Source organism: Bernardetia aquimarina, assembly GCF_042180575.1.
Lineage (GTDB): Bacteria > Bacteroidota > Bacteroidia > Cytophagales > Bernardetiaceae > Bernardetia.
The window spans coordinates 5,546,947-5,569,232 of the sequence record NZ_CP170094.1 but is presented as its reverse complement, the minus strand read 5'-3'; the positions used below and the strand labels follow the sequence as shown (position 1 = coordinate 5,569,232).

Sequence of the window (22,286 nt, the reverse complement as noted above, 5' to 3'; positions counted from 1 at the left end):
CAAAATTCAATTCTATGAACAAACTTCTTATCCTTACCGAAGCAGGCGAATCCATTGGTTATGGACATTATATGCGATGTTTGGCTTTGCAAAAGGAAGCACAAAATCAAAGTATTAGTACAAAAATGATTTTACATGTAAAGGGAAATGAAAAATTTGATGTAAATGGAAAAATTTATAATTGGCTAGATAAGAGTGAATTGAATATTAAAATTGATGCTGAAATAAAAAATCAATTTGATACCATTTTGGTAGATTCTTATTTGGCTGATGAAGAAATATATCGTTTTTTGAAAACTAAATTTAAGAAAGTAATTGTAATAGATGATTACAACAGGATAAATTATGATGCCGATTTAATTATTAATCCAAATGTTTTTTTCGAACAAATAGATTATTCCAATCAAAAAGCAAAATGTATTGGAGGAAAAAAATTTGTTTTGTTGCATTCCATTTTTACTTCCCTAGAAAACAAAACACAAGAAAATGATAACACACAAAATCAAAACCCTCAACCTGTAGAAAACATTTTAATTACCCTCGGAGGAACAGATTTTAGAGATTTATTGCCTCAACTTATTTTAATTTGTTTGAATCAAAATTTAAAGAAAATTCAAGTAATTTGTCCACAAGATACTCAAAGAGAAGAATTGGAAAATAAATTTCTTGAAAAAATTAAAATTAAAAATCTTACTATTTTAGGAAAACAATCAACACAAGAAATGTATAATTTGTATCAAAAAAATGATATTATTATTTCTGCTTGTGGACAAACTCTTCACGAATTAGCCAGTCAAGGAAAACCAACTATCGGAATTTGTCTTACCATTGACCAAGTTCCTAATCAAAAATATTATCTTGATAAGCATTTTTTATTAGAAAATATAAATTGGAATGACAAAGCCCTTGAAGAAAAAATTAGTTCGCAATTAAATACTTTTCAAAACTCTCACTTACAGAAAATAATTCAAAATTATGCACCTTCTTTAGTAGGACTAAATGGAGTAAAAATATGTATGGATTCTATATTTCCAAATCAATTACTCACTTTCAGAACAGCACAATTAAAAGATGCTCAAATTTATTTTGAATGGGCAAATGATGAGTTATCAAGAGAATATGCTTTCAATAATGAGCCAATAAAATGGGAAAATCACTTAGTTTGGTTTAAAAACAAAATTAATTCAAACTCCCTTTTATTTATTTTTTTCTTAGAAAATTCTAACGATGCTATTGGACAAACTAGAATAGAGTGGGATACACAAACTATAAATGAAACTGAAAAAACAATAGGCTGGCTAGATAATAGTGTCAGCAAAAACCATAGAGGAAAAAAACTAGCAACACAAATGCTTATTCAGATTATTCAATTATTAGAAAAATTACCTATTTCTATTACTTTAAAGGGAATTATAAAAAAAGAAAATTTAGCTTCTCAAAAGTCCCTTTTAGGAGCTAATTTTATACATACTGAGACTCAAACCATAAATAATTCTGATTGTGTAATTCTTCAATATGAAACTTGTCCTACAAAATAAGGAGGTGCTACACAAAGTATGATATTTCAAGAATGCTCAAAAAGAATTCAAAAAACGAAAAAATGGAGAAAAATTATCTCCTTTTAAAATAATTAAAAATTAACCTTACGTCTATGGGGTCTCCACCAAAAACAAAACACGTATCATACTTTTTACCCCCCCAAAAAAATAATTATAGATAATCAAAAATGATAAATTTTCAAAATAAAAAAATATTAGTAGTAGTAGCCCATCCAGACGATGAACTTTTAGGAATTGGCGCAACCATGCACCATCTTATCAAAAATTATAATTGTCAAGTGAGAGCTATTATTTTGGGAGAAGGAATTACTTCTCGTTCGGATAACAGAGATAGAGAAAAATGGGAACAAGAACTACAAACGCATAGAAATAATATTTATTCTGCTCAAAAATGTATTGGTTATCAAAGTGTCGGAATTTATGATTTTGCTGATAATCGTTTTGATTCTGTGGCTTTATTAGATTTAGTAAAAGTCATAGAAAAGGAAAAACAAGAATTTGAGCCAAGCATTATTTTTACGCATCATGGAGGAGATTTGAATATTGACCATCGCTGTACTTTTGAAGCTGTCATGACGGCTACTCGTCCGATGGAACATGAAAAAGTGCAACATATTTTCACTTTTGAAACACCTTCTTCTACCGAATGGCAAGCCTTTAATTATCCCAATCCTTTTCAACCTAATTTTTTTGTAAGTATAGATGAAGAAAGTATAGAGGCAAAAATAACAGGAATGGAAAGTTATGAATTCGAAAAACGTGCTTATCCACACCCTCGTTCACCAGAAGCATTACGCATACAAGCGCAGCGTTGGGGCGTAGCTGTTGGAAAACATTTTGCAGAAGCATTTATGTATGTGCGTGGAATTATGTAATTTTTTACAAACTTTTTTTCACTAAAAAACGTTTTACGGAATAGACTACTCTTGTTTTTAGAGATTTTTAAGACAATCCTAAATATTTTTGAGTAGTTTTGTAGTACAAATATCAATTATTTAATAAATAAAGAGTTCACAGAACTTTCAATTCTGGCTAGAATAAAATTTTAAATTTATACGCCAAAACGAAACGTTATGATTACAATTACAGAAAAAGCTGCTACCCAAATCAGTCAGCTCAAGCAACAAGAAAATCACGCTCCTGATAGTAATATCCGTGTATCCGTACAAGGAGGAGGCTGTTCAGGACTTATGTATGACCTTGCTTTTGATGCTTCTATTCAAGATTCAGATCAAGTATTTGAAGATAAAGGCATCAAAATATTAGTCGATAAAAAGAGTTTATTATATCTTTTGGGTACTTCTCTTGATTTTACAGATGGGTTAAATGGAAAAGGATTTCAATTTGTAAATCCAAACGCTTCACGTACTTGTGGATGTGGAGAAAGTTTTTCAGTTTAATTTCAGATACAGTTGTAGCCTAAAGACCTATGTACAATAAAACAAAAAACCTTTCAAAAGTACTTTTGAAAGGTTTTTTGTATATAACAACATTAGAAAGCATCGGCACATTATACTAAATATTTTTCTGTTAGTGTAGCTTCTACTTTTCCTGTTTCTTCATTAGAAAGTTTAACTAAATGCCCATCATCTAAAGTCAAAACATTTACATCTTCACTTTTTAGTAATTGTCCATTTTCTACAATTTTGTTAAGAGTATCTACTATTTGAGAAGAATGTGTAGAAAAAACAAGTTGATTTTCTGGATGTGAAGTAGCAAACCAAACTAAAAAATCAGTAAGCGTTTCGTGTAAATCTGTTCTTACATGTGCTTCTGGATGTTCGATAAAACGCAACACAGGTTTTTGACGAAGTGCCGACAAAAACAAATCTTGAATCATACGAATAAGTTCTTGTTGATGTGTTGAAGCATTTTGAAGATACACATATTTTTCAGGTAATTCATAAAATATTTTTTCTCCAAAAGTATCTGTTTGATATGTTCCTTGAAGAAGTTCTGCTATTTGTTTGCTGGTAGAATCTATTGTCAGATTTGCATCTGTACTAAACTTCATAACATCAAAAAACACATCTTTGAGTGTACTATTTCTTTTAAAAACTGGAACTACATTATTTTTGATATGTTGTACAAAGCGTAAGTGAAAAAGCTCATGTTCAGAATCAAAACGTAAAAACCCTTTACTTTTGAGTGTTTGTTCCATTTCATCAAAAAGTGTTTGCACACGATTTCCGATAGCAAACCAAACACTTCTATTATTAGGAATATAAAGTTCTTGTGTATTATCGCCAAAAACAATATTCAACCTTTCTCTAAGCGCATCCAAAACTTCTTGCCATTCGGGTGCAGTGCTATCCAATCCTTTATTTTTTAGTACGACTAATTCCTCAACAGCAGCAAAAGAATTATCTAATATTTTATCTCCAAAATCATCTACAAAAAATAAATCTAAATCATTATTATCATTGATATAAAAACAAACTAATTCTCCAGAGGGTGTATAATAATCTATTGTAAAATCAGCTAAATGTCTTGTCGAACCAAAATGATGTACAAAAGCAATTCTGACAGCTTGTTTCATACGCCCAAAAAAGTTATGTCTAAAAATTTGAGGGGCATTGGCAGATACTTCGTTTATTATTTCGTCTTGTAAATGATGCATAAAATAAGCCACTTTCATGAGTGTACTTTTTCCACAAGCATGTTCACCTACAATAATATTAAATTTACGTAAATAAAGGTCTGCATCTTTGATTTGCTTAAAGTTTTTGATGTGTATTCTTTCCATATTATATCAAAATAAAATTTTCGTCTGAAATTAAAATAAAATCTAATACGATTAATCTATCGGATTAGGGGAATTGAGTTTATAATCTATAAAGACAAATATAACCTAAATTTTACAAATGTAAAAAAACGTTTGAGTCTTCTGACAATTTAACGATAAATTCCTAATTTAGCCTGTCTATTGAATATTAACACAAAGGTCGTAATCATTCCTAACAGCGTTAGTATTTATCAGGTAATATTTTTTTTCAAATAATTTAATCAAAAGCCTCTGTAATTATTTACAAAGGCTTTTTTTATTGATTTATCATTTTTTAAGAACAAAATACAATACCTTTCCATAAATTGCCTACAATAATTTTATCAAAACAATTCAAAATTATATTATACTCACTTTATTGAATATGCAAAACTCTAAAAATCAACCCTTTATAGTATTTTTAGTATTGTTTTTAATGGTGTTTGTGTCACTTTTTTCGTATCACAAAACACTTGCTCAACAAACTTTTTATACTAATGGCATCACAGACGAGCGAAATACAGTCTATGCTTTTACTAATGCAACTATTTATACAGATTATCAAACCAAAATATCAAAGGCGACTCTAGTTATTAAAGAAGGCAAAATTTTGGCAGTCGGAACTGATATAAGCATTCCAAAAGGTGCAGTTATTGAAGACCTTAAAGGCAAAGTAATCTATCCCTCTTTCATAGATTTATATTCAGATTATGGAATGCCTGCCCCCGAAAAATCTAAAGGTCGTGCGTGGTACCAACTCCAACTTAACCCTCAATCTTCTTATGCTTTTGGAAATAATGAAGCTGTAAAAGCACATCACAAGGCAAGTGAAATGTTTAATCCAGAAGATAAAGCAGCTCAAAAAGAAGCAGAAGGTCTAAGAAAATTAGGTTTTGGAACGCTTCTTTCTAACCAACAAGACGGAATTGTGAGAGGAACATCTGCCCTTGTTTTTTTAGGAAACGGAACTTCACACGAGCAACTTTATAAAACCGATGCAGCAGCAGGACTTTCTTTTAATAAAGGTTCTTCTTCACAATCATATCCTACTTCTTTAATGGGTTCGATGGCACTCTTGCGTCAAACATATCTTGATGGAAAATGGTATGCAACTGGAGGTGCAAAAGATAAGAATTTAACTCTTTCAGCTTGGAATACATTACAAAACCTCCCTCAAATCTTTGAAGTAAATGACAAAATGAATGCTATTCGTGCTGATAAATTAGGAGATGAGTTTGGAAAACAATATATTTTGAAAGGAAGTGGCGACGAATATCAAGCTGTTGATTTAATCAAAAATACTGGAGCTTCTTTTATTATTCCTCTTAATTTTCCTAATGCTTTTGATGTAAATGACCCTTTAGACGCTCAATTTATCTCTTTTACATCCCTCAAACATTGGGAATACGCAGCTTCAAATGCAGCTATATTAGAAAAAGCAGGAATTAATTTTACTTTTACAACAGACGGACTAAAAGACAAGTCTAAGTTTTTGGAAAATCTAAGAAAAGCAGTTGGTGCAGGTCTTTCCAAAACGGCAGCTCTAAAAGCTCTTACTTATACGCCAGCTAATCTTATTGGAGAAGGAAATAATTTAGGAACTTTGAAAAAAGGTTCAGTTGCTAATTTTATCATTACTTCAGGTGATTTATTTTTATCAAAAACAAAAGTATATCAAAACTGGGTAAAAGGACAAAAAAATGAAATTGTTGCGTTTCCTAATTCGTCTTATGCAGGAATTTATGATTTGACTTTGGAAGAAGATGGAAAACCAAAATTGTATAAATTGGAAGTTTCGGGAGAAGAAGATAATTTAGATTACAAAATTATTGATGGAAAAGATACATTGAAAGCAAAGGCAAGTTACGAAAAAGGAATTTTTGCACTTCAATTTTCTCCTCAAAATCAAACTGAAGCTACTCGCCTTACAGGTTGGTACGACTCGGAAGGAAAATACTGGGAAGGTTCTACACGCACAGCAGGTGGAAAATGGGTTACTTGGAATGCCAAAAATTCAGATTCGAATATGAAAATCAATCAGAATATTGGAGATGCGCCAAAAGTTGATTCTACGCTGCAAGCCTTCCAACCTATTTTTCCTTTTGCACCCTATTCTTTTCAATCGCAGCCAAAAGCTGAAACGGTTTTGATAAAAAATGCTACTGTTTGGACAAATGAAGTAGAAGGAGAAACAAGTGGTATTTTAGAAAATACAGATGTTTTGATTATCAATGGAAAGATAAATAAAATTGGTAAAAATCTTTCTGCACCAGAAGGAGCGAAAACTATCGACGGGACAGGAAAACACCTAACAAGTGGAATCATTGACGAACATTCGCATATTGCTATTTCAGGAGGTGTAAACGAAGGAGTTTATGCCAATAGTTCAGAAGTCAGAATTGGAGATGTTATCAATCCAGAAGACGTAAATATTTACCGTCATTTGGCTGGTGGTGTTGTGGCTCTACAACAATTACACGGTTCTGCAAATCCAATTGGAGGACAGTCGGCTGTGATAAAATTACGTTGGGGAAAAACTGCCGAAGAAATGAAAATCAAAGGCGCACCTGAAAGAATTAAATTTGCACTAGGAGAAAATGTAAAACACTCAAACTGGGCAGAATATGGTCGTTATCCTCAATCAAGAATGGGAGTTGAGCAGTTTTTAACAGATGCATTTACAAGAGCAAAGGAATACGAAGCAGCTAAAAAAGCAAACCCAACCACAACAAGAACTGATTTGCAAATGGAAGCACTTTTAGAAATTATCAATGGCAAACGTCTTATTTCTTGTCATTCTTACGTGGCTTCCGAAATTCTTTCTACTATGCGTGTTGCTGAGAAATTTGGCTTCAAAGTAAATGTATTTACACATATTTTGGAAGGCTATAAAGTTGCTCCTGAAATGGCAAAACATGGTGTTGCAGGTTCTACTTTTTCGGATTGGTGGGCATACAAATATGAAGTAAAAGATGCTATTCCGTACAATGCTGCGCTTATGAATCAAGCTGGAGTTTTGACTTCAATCAACTCTGATGATGCAGAAATGGGAAGAAGACTCAATCAAGAAGCTGCCAAAACTGTAAAATATGGTGGTGTGTCGGAAGAAGAAGCGTGGAAATTTGTTACACTCAATCCTGCAAAAATGTTAGGCATTTCTGACCGTACAGGAAGTATAAAAGTAGGTAAAGATGCTGATATTGTCTTGTGGTCAGCAAATCCATTATCTATTTATGCAAAAGCTGAAAAGACATTCGTTGATGGAATTCTTTATTTTGATAGAGAAAACGATGAAAAACTTCGTCAAGAACTAGCTGCCGAGCGTGAAAGAATCATTCAAAAAATGATTGCTGCCAAAAATGGAGGCTCACCAACAATAGGCGTGAAATTCAAAAAAGAACATCTTTGGGATTGTGAAGAATTAGATTTTGATTATTGGAATACTGTAAATGACGGAGAATAAAAAAATATCGCTTGCACTTTAGCATGAGATGTAGCTTATGCTTTAGCGTGAATAAAATTGTACCGAATACTTTAGTGTTCGTCTAAAAAACACAACACAGATTGAAATTTTATTTTTTTAGTCTGTGTTTTCTATTTGTGTATAATTTCGGCTTGCTATAATTCTTCCTGTATAATTTCTTTGTATACTTTTTGCAATTCCTATTTCTTTTTTGTCTCTAGTATAATAGTGTATTTCTGTAAACTGTGCAGCCCAAGCAAGGGCAAAAAGAAATGATTTGGTATTTTCGTAAGATTTAGAGGGTAGTTCTTGTTTTATAACTTCTCCGTTCTTCAAATAAAGATTCAAATATATATCTGTTTGTTTGAAAGAAAAATCTAAGTTTTTTTTCTTGACATATTCTATTTTTTGTATTTCGTAATACGAATAAAACTTATCATTTTGTAGCTCTATTCCTGTTTCTAATACTTTAACTGTATTTTTGTGTACTCTCAAGGCTTTTCTGATTAGCTTATTTTCCTTTAGCTTTTTAGTATAAATGATAATAAGTAATCCTACATAAGAAAAAATAGCTGCTAAAATAAATAAACTAGCTACCCAATGATTTATGTTTATGCCTACTAAGGATAAAATTACTGGAACGATAAAAAGTAAGTACAAAATATTACTATTTCCAATTTCAAAAATTAATTTATCATCATTATTCTTTCCTCTAGCTTTCTTTTTAGCTCTTAAAGTCGGAATTGGTGTAGGAACAAAACCAAGTGTTTCAGTCTGATTACAATGTTTTTGGTTCATATACTCCCAACTTTCCACTAAAAAAACAGACTGACAAGCACTACAAAAAACAACTTCATCATTTGGTTTGATTGTATCGCCTGTAACAGAATCTTGTCTTCCTATGATGTGAGAATGATTTTGAGAATTTAGTTTGTGTGATTTGTAGTTCATTGAAAGAAAATTAACACAGTTTTTGAAACGGAAAGTTAAAGATAGTTTGAATATCTATTTTCACGTTAAAATCCAAAAAAAAGATTTCTAAATTCTGTTTTTTTATAATGAAATTTGCAAAAGAATATGGTTATCTGACAATTTTTGTGGAGTGTGTAACATGGTAGTTAAATTACAACTCATTAATACACTTATTTGCCTTTCTGTTCCGTAGGAACTTGATATTGGTAGCAAAGTTAAGAAGCTAGAAACTGTATTCTGTTCCGTTAGGAACTACACATTGGTAGCATTTAGAATAGGTAGTAAAAAATGCTATACAACTCCTACGGAGTAGATGAGTTTTAACGTTTCTATTTTTTTACCAATATAAAACTCCTAACAGAGTAAAAATCAAAACTTTACAAAAATTGTCAGATAACCAAAAATATTTCTAAAAATCATTCAAATTAGCCTTTTATATCAACTCTAATTATATTTCAATGCTTCATCTTCCAACGAACTATATTTTATTGTCATAATATCTAAAGGATAATTTTGATTTAGCTTCCAAGGAATTTTCGAACCTTGTTTTGGGAGTGCATCAATCGAACGCAAAACATACGACGAATTAAAATCAAGAATAGGCTCATTCGAAAAAGTATCTTCTAGTTCTTGTGTCAAATGAGGTGTACAAATATCAAAGTTATTTTTCTTCATGTGATTGAGCAAACGACACACATATACACACGTCAAATCAGTTTTGAGTGTCCAAGACGCATTGGTATAACCGACACAAATTGCCATATTCGGAATATCTGAAAACATCATTCCACGATACATATAATGGTTGGGTAATTCTAGTTTTTCATTGTCTTTTTTGAGTGTTATTCCACTCATAATATCTAGTTTTAAGCCTGTGGCAGTTACTATTAAATCAGTTTCTATTTCTTTTCCAGATTTTAATAAAATTCCTTTTTGAGTAAACTTTTTAATATTATCCGTTACAATTTCTGCTTTTTTTTCTTTAATTGCATCAAAAAGGTCGTTATCAGGAACTAAACAAAGACGTTGCTTCCAAGGGTCGTATTTTGGTGTAAAGTGTTTATCTACATCATAATTTTTGCCTAATGTTTTACGAGTTTGTGTTTTGATATATTTTTTTACAAAATTTGGCTTTTTTATGGCGAGCTTGTAAAAGAATAAACTAAACAATACGTTTTTCCATCTATTAAATTGATAGGCAATTTTGGAAGGGAAAATTTTTCTAAAAAAATCAGCAATTTTATCTTTTGAAGGTTGGGAAATAATATAGGTAGGCGAACGCTGCAACATAGTTACTAATTCTGCTTTTTTGGCAAGCTCTGGAACGAGTGTTACGGCAGTTGCACCACTTCCAATAACGACTACTTTTTTATCTTGATAATCAATATCTGAAGTCCATTTTTGAGGGTGTACAATCGTGCCTTCAAATTCATCAAAACCTTCAAAATCAGGTGTATAACCTTCATCATAATTGTAATAACCACTACACATCAAAAGAAAATTACACGAATAGTTTATGATTTCTTCTTCTTGTGTATCTTTATTTTTACTAACTGTTTCGATGTTCCAAACCTTATCTTTTGAAGACCAATTTGCCAAAACCAAACGTCTATTAAACTGAATTTTTTTATCAATTTGTTCGTCAATGGCCGTCTGTCGAATATAATTAAGAATAGAAGAACCATCTGCAATCGCTTTGGCTTCTTTCCAAGGACGAAACGCATAACCGAGGGTGTACATATCCGAATCTGAACGAATACTGGGGTAGCGAAACAAATCCCATGTTCCACCAATAGCATCACGCATTTCCAAAATGGCATAAGAACGGTCAGGACAACGAGTTTGAATGTAATGAGCTGCACCAATTCCTGAAAGTCCTGCACCGATTATCAAAACATCGAAATGATTATGATTGTTATTTTTAGTTGTAGGATTCATTTATTTTATTTGCTGGTTGGTTTTGTATATCATTTTCATCGAACTAATTTTATTTGTATTGGTTTAGAAAAAAGATAAATTTGCATTACTTTTTTATAAGAATATCAATTGTAGAAACACTAAGAAATGGCAAATTATTAATGGTAAATGGTAAAATAAATTCTTAACTTGAATGAATAGCTAATAAAAAATAGTATAGTAGGAAACTAAAACTCAGCAAAAGCTAAAATGGCTTGCCTTTTTAAAACACAGTAATATAAAAAAAATGCAAAAAGATACGTATAAACACCAAGGATTAAGAAGACAGCTTGTCGATGAAATTATAGAAATGGGAATAAAAAATGAACAAGTTTTAGATGCTATCTTGACAGTTCCTAGACATTTTTTTATGGACAGTGCTTTTTTACAACATGCTTATCAAAACAAAGCCTTTTCTATTGGAGAAGGACAAACAATTTCTCAACCTTATACAGTTGCTTATCAAAGTGAACTTTTGAATGTGCAAGAAATTGAATCAAACACTATTCTAAAAATATTAGAAATCGGAACAGGCTCAAGCTACCAAACGGCTATTTTAACACAAATTTGCAAGAATAAAAAAGCACAAATTACAAGCATAGAATATCACGAAAATCTACATCAAAAAGCAAAACAGACATTAGAAAATTTGAGTAATTATTCAAGAGAATTTGACTTTCAAAATGTAAATTTAACTTGTGGAGATGGTTCGAAAGGATATGCTAAAAATGCTCCTTATGATAGGATTTTGGTAACAGCAGCCACACCAAATTCTCCCCAAGTATTTAAAGAATGGTTTAATCAATTAAAAGTAGGAGGACAAATAATTGTTCCTGTGGGTAGCCAAGAAAGTCAAATTATGTGTCGCTATACAAAAAAAGACGAAAAAACTATCGAACAAGAAAATTTTGGTGGTTTTCGTTTTGTTCCCCTTTTGGGAGAAAAAGGTTTTTAGAATTAATTAGCTAGGAATTTTTATGATATCTATGATAATTACAGGACAATACATTAATGAAACTGAGTTATGTATCAGCCATAAGTATGAATTGAAATTGCATTTATCCTGTAATTCATCATACAAATCCTGTAAATCATTCGCTGACCTTATGCCGTTGTTGGTGTCCCACCAACGACATATACTCTAGTTCGGATTCCAATAATATCCTTCTGAAAACACTTCAAATCCTTTGGGTTCGCCAAGTCGTTCCCAAGCCGAATCAATTAAAAAAAGATAGCCAAAAGAAGAGTTTTGCAAAATAATTTCCTCAATAGACATTTGAGAAAACGCATCAATCGCATCTACTCCAAAAGCTGCTGCCATATATGAAGGAGCAACCGAAAGTAAAGAAAAAATCTCTGACACAGCTTCTTGCAAAAAGGTCGGATTTACGGTAGCTGAGAGTGCATTTTTTTGAGCATATTCCAATTCTTCTTCACTATCAAAAGCAAAAAGTCCTTCAAAAGAAACACAAGCTATCCAATATCCATCACCTCTACGAACTGCATTTGCTTCGGAGGCTATTCGTTTTCCATTCGATAAAACAGGAATATTTTCTCTAAAATAAGCACAAAATTCTTGCGCCGATTCGTAGCCTTTACATTCTGCAACTAAATTGTAATATTTCATTTTTTACTTTTTAACTATTACTAAAATAACCATCAACGAGATTTTGCTCTCGTTGAGATAAAAAAAATAGGTTGTTTGACAATTTTTGCACCTTATTGATTTTATTCGAATTTTGAATATTGATGGTTGTCGGTGGAGACACCGACAACGGCTATAACCTGCCGTTGTTGGTGTCCCACCAACGACATAGTGCAAAAATTGTCAGAGAACCAAAAATTATTTACTGAAGAAAAATTCGTAATTCGTAATTCGTAATTCGTAATTTATACCAAAATTTCCTTTACTTTCTTAGCTGTCCTAACCGAAACTCCTTCTGTCTGAATTTGATTTTTGAGAGCAATATATTCTTTTTTCATAAAATTATATCGCTCACTTTTTGTATCTAAAAGTAATTCTAATTCTTGACTAATGTTTTCTGCTGAGGCATCTTGCTGTAAAAGCTCTTTTACAATCTCTTTATTTGCAATCAGATTGACAAGAGAAACCCATTTTACTTTAATTACTAATTTTGCAATCTGATACGTAATTGCATTTACTTTATAAATTACCACTTGAGGAACTTCAAAAAGTGCTGTTTCTAACGTAGCTGTTCCAGAAGCAACAATGGCGACATCTGCATGAGAAAGCAAATCATAGGTTTGCTCAAAAATCACATCAATTCCATTTTCTTTTGCCTCATCATACAAACTCTCATCTAAACTAGAAACACCAGCCAAAATAAATTTATAATCAATCGTATTTACTTCTGCTTTTTGCTTGAATTTCTTAACAACTTCTATCATTACAGGCAAAAGCGACTTTACTTCCTGCTTTCTACTTCCTGCCAAAAGGGCAATTATTTTCTGATTAGAACCTTCTACTTTGTCTTTCAAATTATTTTCCATTAAAAAATTATCATTTGGTTTATAATTTTCTATTGCATCAAAAAGAGGATTTCCGACATACGTTATTCTATCAAAATCAAATTTTTTATAAAACTCAATTTCGAAAGGCAGGATAGAAAACATATAATCGATGTTTCTTTTAATTTGTTTGGCTCTTGATTGATTCCACGCCCAAAGTTTTGGAGAAATATAATAGAATAGTTTTGGCGTTTTTATGTTTTGAGAAGTAGAGTTTTTAATAAAATAATTTCTTAAATACTTTGCTATTCGCAGATTGAACCCTGGGTAATCTACAAAAATAACGGCATCTGGTTTAAATTCTAAAATATCTTTTTTGCAGAATGACAGTAATTTTCTAATTGTTCCCAAATTTTGAACAACTTCAAAGAAACCCATAAAAGCAGTTTCTCGGTAATGTTTGGCAAGTGTTACGCCATTTTTTTCCATCAAATCGCCTCCAAAACCTCTAAAAATAGCTGTTGGATATTCTTTTTTAAGAGCATTTACTAAATTAGAAGCATGTAAATCGCCTGACTTTTCGCCAGCAATGATGTAGAAACGCATTGATGTTTTGTTTTTGATAAAACACAAAATTAGGAAAAGGCGTGCCTTTTCCCTACAAATACTGATAATTATATTGAATTTTATAAAAACTTCAAAATTCCACCTTCTTTATTCACTTCAAAAATTATGTTTGCACCACAGATAACAGTTTCATTCTGAGAAGTATGTCCGATTGGAAAATTAAAAGCAACAGGATAATTGTATTCTTTTACCAAATCTATAATCATTTGTTCGACTGAAAAACCAAATTGCTGGGCAGTTTGCTTTGAACCTGAAAAACTTCCTACAACAATTCCTTTTAAGTTTTTAAATTTTCCTGCTCGGTAAAGTTGCCAAAGCATTCTATCAACAGCATAAAGATTTTCGCCTACTTCTTCTAAAAAAAGAATTTTATTATCTGTATTTATTTCGGTGGGAGTAGCAAGACTGTTGATTATCATACTTAGATTTCCTCCTATTATTTCTCCTTCTGTTTCTCCTAATTCATTTTTTGGATGAGATAAAGAGTTAATTTGATATGATTTACCTAATAGAGCTTGTAAAAAACTTTGTATAGATTTTTCAATCTGAATTTTATCAGACATTTCACTTGTATTTTGCTGAAGAGTATTTCTCACTCCTTTTTCACCTTTTTTACTCTGTTGAATTTGTACTTTCTGAGAATTTGTAAATGCTTTTTGAGCTTCTAAATTAGTTTGAGGTTGATATAAATACTTAAACTGAACAGGCATAAAACCATGCATACTTTGAAAACCTAATTGATTTATTTTTAGATGAATAGCTGTAATATCACTAAAACCGATGAGCCATTTGGGATTTTCTAAAAATTTATCCCAGTTGAGTTTATCCAAAATACGTCCCATTCCATATCCACCACGAATACACCAAATCGCTTTTGTTTCCTTACAATCTAAGGCTCGTTGAAGGTCAAATAATCGATGCTCATCAGTTGCTGCAAAACGAAAAAAATTATCTGTTAAATGAATCCCGACTTTTGGAGTAAAACCATTTTCCATTATCCATTCAACAGCTTGTTCTATATTATCAGGCTCTACAATTCCAGAAGGAGCAATCAAACGAATAGTATCTTTGGGTGTTAGAAAAGGTGGAGATTTCATAAGTAAAGTAAAAAATATTAATTAGGACATAAATTATATTCTTGCTAGTATCTAAACTACGATTTGTTATAAAATAAAGTTTTGAGAAATTGGTCTAAAACTTAAATTTCTGTAAAAGAAAAACACTATGAAAAAATTTCATAGCGTTTTATATAAAAGATGATAGGGAAAAAATTAAACCCTCTCCATCTTCATTTCATTAAAATACATTCGTGTAGCCAACATATGTTCACACGCACCTTTTCTAAGATTATTCATTTTATAAAAATTACATTCACAACTTGCATCTACAATTCGCTCATCATTATCTATCTGAACAAGTGTTGGATAGGTTGTGTTTTTATCTTTCACTCTGCCTTTCAAAACAATTCGTTCACTTTTTTCTCCGTCTTTATTGACAAAATTTGTCGTATCAATTTCTACTTGTACACCATTATTTTTTATAAAACTCGTTGCTTTTTCTTCTTCTTCACTAGCAAAACGCAGTTTATCCATTGGTAAAGGGTCTTTCGAAAGCTCACGAACACGATAAACGCCCATTTTCAAATCATAAATTACTCGTCCAGCCTGTGTGTAGGCAGCCAAAGCAGAAGAAACTGTTTTTGTATCTAAGTTTAGACGACGAGCCAATGATGCCGAACTCTCAAACCAGTTTTGTTTTAAAGCATTAAAAACTGTTTTTTTAGTAAAATCATCTACTTCACTTCTTGGTGCCATCAAGTCAAAATTTCCTGCTCTTGACCAATCATTAGAAGTCCAACCCGAAAGACCAAGCGTAAAAGTCATATCTGATTCTAATTCAGCTATAAAAAATGAAGGCAATCCAGAACCAAGCAAAACAAGTTTGAAATTTTTGGCTACTGGAATTAATCTTTCCAAAATCAAAATACGTCTTCTTCCCCAAATACGAATTTCCTTAGATTCGTGTCCTGTATAAATCGAACGATTAAAAATGAGTTCCTTATTCCAAGGCTCAATAATTATTTTGATAGGTTGATTTGGTTCTAACACAAAACGCAACGAACGAGGACTTTTTTTCTCCTTAAATCGTCTTAAAAACTGACACAAACTAAAAATATCCATTGGATGTAAATCTAGTGTAGTCGAAGGAAGAGTCATAGCAGAACTTACTTGCAAAAATCCACGCACCCACGTATCAGGCAAATCAATTTTGACTTCTTTATAACTCTCTTCGTTTGTCGTCTGAACCTCAAAACCACTTGGGTCAATCTTGAAATCAGTTTCTTTATAGTTACGAATTTTTTGAAACTCATTATATAAAGTAGATGAATAATCTACATTTGTAGTTCCACATTCAAACTCATTGATTTCCTTAAAAACATTATAACTACAACTCAATTTTCCATACGTAGATTCATCTTGACTAAAACATTCAAAAAAAACCTCGTCTGGATGAACCGTAATTACAGGGTCAAGCACAAACCAAGCATCTTTATCTTTTTCATAGAGATACTTGAAATATTCACGCTGTGCTGTGTAATAAGGCTGTAAAATTTTATTACTTTCTTTATAGGATTCGTTTAATTCCTTTCTGATTTTCTCCGTTTTGGCTTTTACTTCCTCAATCTGAAATGATTCCATATATTCGGCAAGCCAAATTTGTTCTTGTTTTTCTGCCCACGCTTTGTATTCTGTTTTGTCTTTGGGTTTGAAACGCAAATCCGAAACAACAACGTGATGAAGCGCAGAAATTGCTTCACGAAAATTTATTTTTTTATCTAATTTTCCTACAAAAAAGGTAGGTTCACGAAGCGCATCAGGAGCAAAAGACATCGAAGTTTGCTCTGAATTATTTATGATGTTGGTGTTGCCACCGTATTTATATTCGAAAAGCATAATTTTATTTTTTGTGATGTTTGGTGTGTCACTCGTGGAACACGAGCAACGGATATGACAATATTTTTAATTAATAACTTATTTGAAATCATCTTCTTCTATTTCTTCTATTATATCCTCATCATAATTAAATTCAACTTTACTTTGCTTAATTATTTCATTAAGAACCTCATTTATTTTTCCTATTTTTTCAACTTCATCTAGTGTCTCTTTCAGTTTTTGAATGTTTATTATTTCCTCTATACAAGCAACATACTTGTTTACTACAGCCTCTACACCATATTGTTGTTTAGCACCTTCTTTTATTTTCTGTTTTAAACCTTCTACCTTTTCAGTTGATTTGACAACAAAGGTTATCGGAAATTTTTCAAGTTTGTCAATATCAAGAAAGTATTTTTTTACATCTGTTGTTTCTGTTACTTGAAAAAAACGTCCTAACGGTTTCATAACAAAATCAATTCCTCCATCATTTGCATTTGTTCTTCCTGTCTTATATAGTTTCAAATTCTCCTTTTCTATTGACTCAAGAGTAAAACCAAAAAACACAAATTGTTCAAAGTAACTTGCTTTCAATATTGAATAACTAACTATTTCAAACATCCTTGCATCTACGTTAGGCTGAAGTAACCCCGAAATAAAGAGTTTGATTTTATCTACTTCCTTATCTCCAATATCTTTTAATTCTTCGCAGGTTTGAATAAAACTCTCAAGTGCACTTCTCTTTGTCTTAATATATTCTTCAATGATTTCAATTATGGCGTGAGAAATATTCACTTTTTCTTTGTTTACTTCCAATTCGATTAGATTCGGATTTATCCAATACCTCTTGGTTTTAGATTCTCTAGTTATCGGAATAAAATCACAATTTGAAAACTTTTTCTTAAACTCTTGATTCATTCGGTGATTTAAAGCGTGATTCTGTAAACCTGCCCCAAAAGGAAGTTCTCTTTGTCTTGTAAATAAATCTGAAAATTTAGCTCCTTCGTATTTTGAATAGTCACCTTCTTTGTCAAATTTTTTATCCAAATAATCTTCGACTAAAACATATATCGCATAAAGATTTCCAAAACTACCTCTTGCCTTCGAACCTTTATGAGCCGAAACAGTTTTTTGATTTATGTATTGAATAAGCTCACTATTCTTAAATACTTGTTTTGCATTATCCTTGAAATATTTGGCTAGTATTTCATCAATTTTTTCTGTAAATGAGTGCTTCATATTTTTGGTTAAAATAAATTTTGCTGTTGTGTATTTTTAATTTGATATATTTTTGGTTCTGGCTCTAAAGATTCTCCATTAAGCGTGGTTTGATTTAATACTCTACGGATTCCAATTTTTGTAAAATCCTCATTTATTTCTATTCCAATAGATTTTCTATTCAATGATTTAGCAACATAAGAAGTTGTGAAAGTTCCAGAGAATGGGTCAAGAATAACATCTCCTTCGTTTGAACTAGCTTTTATAATTCTTTCAAGCAAAGCAATCGGTTTTTGAGTTGGATGATTTTCATATTCTTCCATTCTGTACCTTACTCTCGGAAAATCCCATACATTTCCAGGGACTTTTTTTGTATTGTAAGGCTGTGGTGGATTTTTACGATAATCAATTAATTTACGTTTTGCCCCTGTTTTGGCTTCTACTTGAATTTTATTTGAGTTAAATGTATAATTCTTTTTATCCTTTACACAAAAAATAATTGGCTCGTACATTGAACCAAAAAAGTTTTTAGCTTGTACTCCAGAACTATCATACGACCAAACAATCCTTGAAAGAATATTGATTTTATCTCTTAAATAAATATCAAAGTAAGGCATAAATTGTGTTGAAGTCATTATGTAAAAACTTCCTGTATCTTTTAGTTTTTTCAAACAAAGGTCAATCCACTCGTAGCACCAATTTAAATAGGCTTCATCAGTTTCCCATTTGTCGATAAGTCCATTAAAATCTTTTCCAATATTATAAGGTGGGTCTATAAAAATCAAATCAATGCTATTATCTTCAATTTTTGTATTAAGTATGTCGATAACATCACCGTTATAAATTAAATGATCTTCTTTTTTATATTCTTTTATCATAATTATATTTATTTTTACTCAAAAACTAAAGCTACTTTCAAATTCTCATATTTAGTTTTTAGTTTTTGAAGAATCTGAATAAATCGCTCTTTATCTTGAACAGCACTTGTAGCCACCAAATCATTAAACAATGGAACAACCCAAAAAGCAGTTTCTTTTGAAGATAAAGCCTCTTTTTCTAAGAAATCAAGAACTCTATCTTTTGCAATTCTACCTTTATTGACTTGCATCAAAACACAACGGAAATAAAATTCCATTTCTTTCAAACGCTCTAGATTTCCAGTTGCAAAACGTTCTAAATAATTGGTTGCAAAAAGTTGCATCGAATTACTTGGATGCTGACTGAGCATTGTGAGGTATTTCTCTCCATCTTTTTCTTCAAAGAATTTGGTAATCAGTTCTTTTCCAAATGCTTCTATATCTGGACGAACCGAATCAGCAATCGAAACCAAACTATCTACATCCCAATCGTTTTCTGTAAAGTTTTCTCTAAAAAATACCATCGCTTTTTGGCGAATATCTTCCCATTTTGCATCCAAAATTCGTAAAGCCTCATCACGTTCGTAACGAATACGAGCAAGATTATTTTGATAATACTCTAATGTCCAGCTACGAATTTCTAAAAGTTCGTGAGCTGCTAAGGCAACAATCTGACGAATAGAAACTTCTTCTTTATTGGTTTGATTAGCAACAATATGATTTTTGAGAATATGAAAACCTACAAACTGTCCTTCTCTATAATTTCCATGAAGAAGATTAAGCGTAGTTTTGAGTGTAACATTTGATAGATAAGAATCAAAATGATTGATTAAAAGGTCTGCAATTTCTTTATGAACACTTAGCTGTTCGGAAGAATCACCTTCACTTTGAATTTCAGATTTATTTTGATTATTTTGCTCTTGTTGTTTTTCTGTTTTTGCTAACTCTTCTCGTTTTATTTCTTCTGGGTCTTTTTTACGAAGAGCCAAAACTAATTTTGTTACAATAGATTCAGAAAACTCTTTTCCTTCTTTTGATTGCTGATTGACTTTATTTTGAGTCAGTTTTATTATAATTTCTCTTGCCGAATTTCTCAAATTTTGATAAGGAGAAATAAGCATATTTCCTAAAAGCTGATACGCTTCTAAAAGTGCGCTTTCAGGATAATCTGCAAAAATTTCCATTCCATTTGCTCGTATTTCTTCTGATTTACTTTCAAAAAATCCATTCAAAATAGAAAAAGGAATATCTGTTGCCTTTATGAGTTTAGATTTAATAAGCAAAATATCACTTGCAAAAACTTGATTTTGAAGGTTTGCGTCTTCCAAAAGCTCCAAAACAATATTCCAACCTACATTTTCTAAAACAGGTTTTGCATTTGCTTTCAATATATTTTGAGCATCTTTAAGTAATAGAGTAGAATAATTTTTATCTGCACTAAGCATCTCAGAAATTGCTTTTCCTACAATAACCTGCCATTTCTCAGTTGATAAAGCAATAGTTTGTAAAAACTGATTTATCCAGCTTCGGATATCTATATATTGATTAAAAACAAGCTCAGAGACAAAAAGTGTAAAGTTTACATCTTTTGTAAATTCTTGGCTGTTCTTTTCTATGATTTCTTTTGCTAATCTTCGTCCTTCTTCTAGTTTTGAGTTTAAAAGAACTAAAGTCAATTCTTTATCAAAATTTTCATTTAATTTATCCTTACATATTTCTACTCCAAAAAGTGCAGGAATTTCAAAATCAGAAGAAATTAGTTTTTTCAAAAGTTTTACATCAAATTTTGCAATTATATTTTCATACTCTGAATGTACTTTGAGATTTTTATAGGCAAACTCATGTATACTATCTAGTTTTGCTTCTACTAAAAGTTGAACATAAGCCTGTGGCAGAGCATCCCATTTTTGAGGAAAAAACTCTGTTCTTTTTTCTTCTTTGTGAAATTCTTTTTGTTCTTGAAGTGTTTTTCTGTTAAAAAACATTATTCGTTGCAAACTAGAAGGTTGCTCATTTTGAACAGTTGGCTGTGCATACCAACTATCCGAAACTATCGTAATTTTTTCTTTTTTATGCCATTTATTGCTGACTAACTCTAGTTCTTTATTATTTCCATTCAAAATCAAATTCAATAATAAAGAAGATGCATTATCAGGAAAAACAGTAAAATTATGAGTATATTTTCTAGTAGTTCTATCCCAAGATGCATAACCAAAACTACTTACAGAATGGGCTTGATAATCTTCTTTTTGATAAGAAAGCAGAATAGAAGTAGCCAATTTTACATAATTGTGATTTCCTGTTTCTAATGCAAAATCTTTCAATCTTCTCAAATCTCTACGCTGAAGATATTCTCTAGTTTGCTCTGAAAAGCCAATTTTTGAATTTTTAGTTTTAACTTCTTTGGTAATATCTGCTACTTGTTCGCTGAGTTCAAAAATATACCTTCTCACTTTGTAACTATAACGCCAATGACTTGTGTCTTCACCTTCTGAAATGGTCGTACTTTTATACATTCCTGTCGATTTCTCAAAACGATAAGAGAGCAAACCCAAAACTCTAGTATCATCACGCAGTTCTGCCAGTTTGTAAATTGAACGAATATACTTGAAAAAGGGAGGACGAACAGATATTTTTGAAAGTGAATTCAGAACTACTTTTTGCAAAAATGGATACACATGAACAAGCAAATAAAGCGTTTCTAAGAATTGAAAATCTTTTTGTTTTTCATTTATTCTTAACTGAATTTCTTTTTCTAACTCTTTTATATTTCCATTTTTGACATATTCTTGAATAATTGGAGGAAGAGAATCAAGCAGTTTTTCGATTGTAGCCTGTTTTTCACTCTCAATATTCAATAAACCTTCTCTTGCTATTTTTTGAATATGATGGGGATATTTTCCATTTCCTATATAATTTTTAAAAATAGAACCTGCTTGTTTGTCTTTGCATCTGACTAGTGCATAAAGAATAGAATAAATATCTACTATTTCTAGGCTATCATCTTTTTCAAGAAGTTCAATAAGGAATGGAATTGCTGATTTTAGTTTTAGTTCGCCTACTTGCCAAACTACTCTTCCTATTTTCCATTCTGATTTGAAAACACTTTTTTGTTCTCCAGTTGGATTATTTGCCTTGTTTACAGCTTCTCTCAAACGCTGCAAAATAGCTTCTTCTTTTGAAGAAATTGATGATGGAAAAACTTTTTCTTTTTTCTCTTTTGGCTGACTTTCTTTTTTATAGCCTTTTTTCGTTTTTTCAGTTTCCAAAGCTGTAAAAACGGCTTGTGCTTTTATTTTTCCTACTGGAGAAGGAGTTTTTGTTCCGTCTTTTAGATTTGCACCTCGTTTTCCATATCTAAAATTAACTACGTATAAGTCTGTTCCGACTTCACAAAGGTCGATTTCATAGACTTTATCCGAATTTCCTTGCTTAAAAAAGAGTTTGCTTTGTTCTATTAATTTCATA

General features: G+C 31.3%; 15 protein-coding genes. 5 read left to right on the top strand and 10 right to left on the bottom strand.

Annotated elements, in window-relative coordinates:
- The first annotated feature begins 14 nt into the window (after positions 1–14).
- The 3 genes from ACE193_RS23955 (at position 15) to erpA (ending at position 2,959) form a co-directional block, all read left to right on the top strand.
- On the top strand, positions 15–1,538 hold the full coding sequence (locus ACE193_RS23955) for a GNAT family N-acetyltransferase (RefSeq protein ID WP_375560711.1): 1,524 nt from the start codon (positions 15–17) through the stop codon (positions 1,536–1,538).
- Positions 1,539–1,726: 188 nt separating this feature from the next.
- Complete coding sequence (locus ACE193_RS23950; protein ID WP_375560710.1) at positions 1,727–2,434, top strand: PIG-L deacetylase family protein; 708 nt, start codon at positions 1,727–1,729, stop codon at positions 2,432–2,434.
- 198 nt (positions 2,435–2,632) lie between these two features.
- Positions 2,633–2,959 (top strand): iron-sulfur cluster insertion protein ErpA, encoded by a 327-nt coding sequence (erpA, locus tag ACE193_RS23945; protein ID WP_375560709.1) that lies wholly within the window; start codon positions 2,633–2,635, stop codon positions 2,957–2,959.
- 110 nt (positions 2,960–3,069) lie between these two features.
- On the opposite strand, the gene ACE193_RS23940 is transcribed toward erpA, so the two are convergent.
- The gene (locus tag ACE193_RS23940; protein ID WP_375560708.1) at positions 3,070–4,305 is read right to left on the bottom strand and encodes an AAA family ATPase; all 1,236 of its coding nucleotides are present in this window, start codon (positions 4,303–4,305) and stop codon (positions 3,070–3,072) included.
- Between the two features lie 403 nt (positions 4,306–4,708).
- On the opposite strand from ACE193_RS23940, the gene ACE193_RS23935 reads away from it, so the two are divergent.
- Positions 4,709–7,786 (top strand): amidohydrolase family protein, encoded by a 3,078-nt coding sequence (locus tag ACE193_RS23935; RefSeq protein ID WP_375560707.1) that lies wholly within the window; start codon positions 4,709–4,711, stop codon positions 7,784–7,786.
- Between the two features lie 117 nt (positions 7,787–7,903).
- On the opposite strand, the gene ACE193_RS23930 is transcribed toward ACE193_RS23935, so the two are convergent.
- Entirely contained in the window at positions 7,904–8,737 is an 834-nt protein-coding gene (locus tag ACE193_RS23930) for a hypothetical protein (protein ID WP_375560706.1), read from the bottom strand.
- A 465-nt stretch (positions 8,738–9,202) separates the two neighbouring features.
- The gene (locus ACE193_RS23925; RefSeq protein WP_375560705.1) at positions 9,203–10,696 is read right to left on the bottom strand and encodes a flavin-containing monooxygenase; all 1,494 of its coding nucleotides are present in this window, start codon (positions 10,694–10,696) and stop codon (positions 9,203–9,205) included.
- Between the two features lie 265 nt (positions 10,697–10,961).
- Here ACE193_RS23925 and ACE193_RS23920 point away from each other — a divergent pair, with 265 nt between their 5' ends.
- Positions 10,962–11,669 (top strand): protein-L-isoaspartate(D-aspartate) O-methyltransferase, encoded by a 708-nt coding sequence (locus ACE193_RS23920; RefSeq protein ID WP_375560704.1) that lies wholly within the window; start codon positions 10,962–10,964, stop codon positions 11,667–11,669.
- A 186-nt stretch (positions 11,670–11,855) separates the two neighbouring features.
- Here ACE193_RS23920 and ACE193_RS23915 read toward each other — a convergent pair whose 3' ends face one another.
- From ACE193_RS23915 to ACE193_RS23885, 7 genes are all read right to left on the bottom strand, one after another.
- On the bottom strand, positions 11,856–12,341 hold the full coding sequence (locus ACE193_RS23915) for a hypothetical protein (protein ID WP_375560703.1): 486 nt from the start codon (positions 12,339–12,341) through the stop codon (positions 11,856–11,858).
- Positions 12,342–12,604: 263 nt separating this feature from the next.
- Positions 12,605–13,789 (bottom strand): lipid-A-disaccharide synthase, encoded by a 1,185-nt coding sequence (lpxB, locus tag ACE193_RS23910; RefSeq protein WP_375560702.1) that lies wholly within the window; start codon positions 13,787–13,789, stop codon positions 12,605–12,607.
- Positions 13,790–13,869: 80 nt separating this feature from the next.
- Entirely contained in the window at positions 13,870–14,907 is a 1,038-nt protein-coding gene (locus ACE193_RS23905; RefSeq protein WP_375560701.1) for an LD-carboxypeptidase, read from the bottom strand.
- 174 nt (positions 14,908–15,081) lie between these two features.
- Positions 15,082–16,764, bottom strand: a complete 1,683-nt coding sequence (locus ACE193_RS23900) for an SWIM zinc finger family protein (RefSeq protein ID WP_375560700.1) — start codon at positions 16,762–16,764, stop codon at positions 15,082–15,084.
- Between the two features lie 78 nt (positions 16,765–16,842).
- The gene (locus ACE193_RS23895; protein WP_375560699.1) at positions 16,843–17,982 is read right to left on the bottom strand and encodes a hypothetical protein; all 1,140 of its coding nucleotides are present in this window, start codon (positions 17,980–17,982) and stop codon (positions 16,843–16,845) included.
- Positions 17,983–17,990: 8 nt separating this feature from the next.
- On the bottom strand, positions 17,991–18,839 hold the full coding sequence (yhdJ, locus tag ACE193_RS23890) for an adenine-specific DNA-methyltransferase (RefSeq protein ID WP_375560698.1): 849 nt from the start codon (positions 18,837–18,839) through the stop codon (positions 17,991–17,993).
- Positions 18,840–18,853: 14 nt separating this feature from the next.
- Entirely contained in the window at positions 18,854–22,285 is a 3,432-nt protein-coding gene (locus ACE193_RS23885) for a hypothetical protein (RefSeq protein WP_375560697.1), read from the bottom strand.
- Position 22,286: the final 1 nt, after the last annotated feature.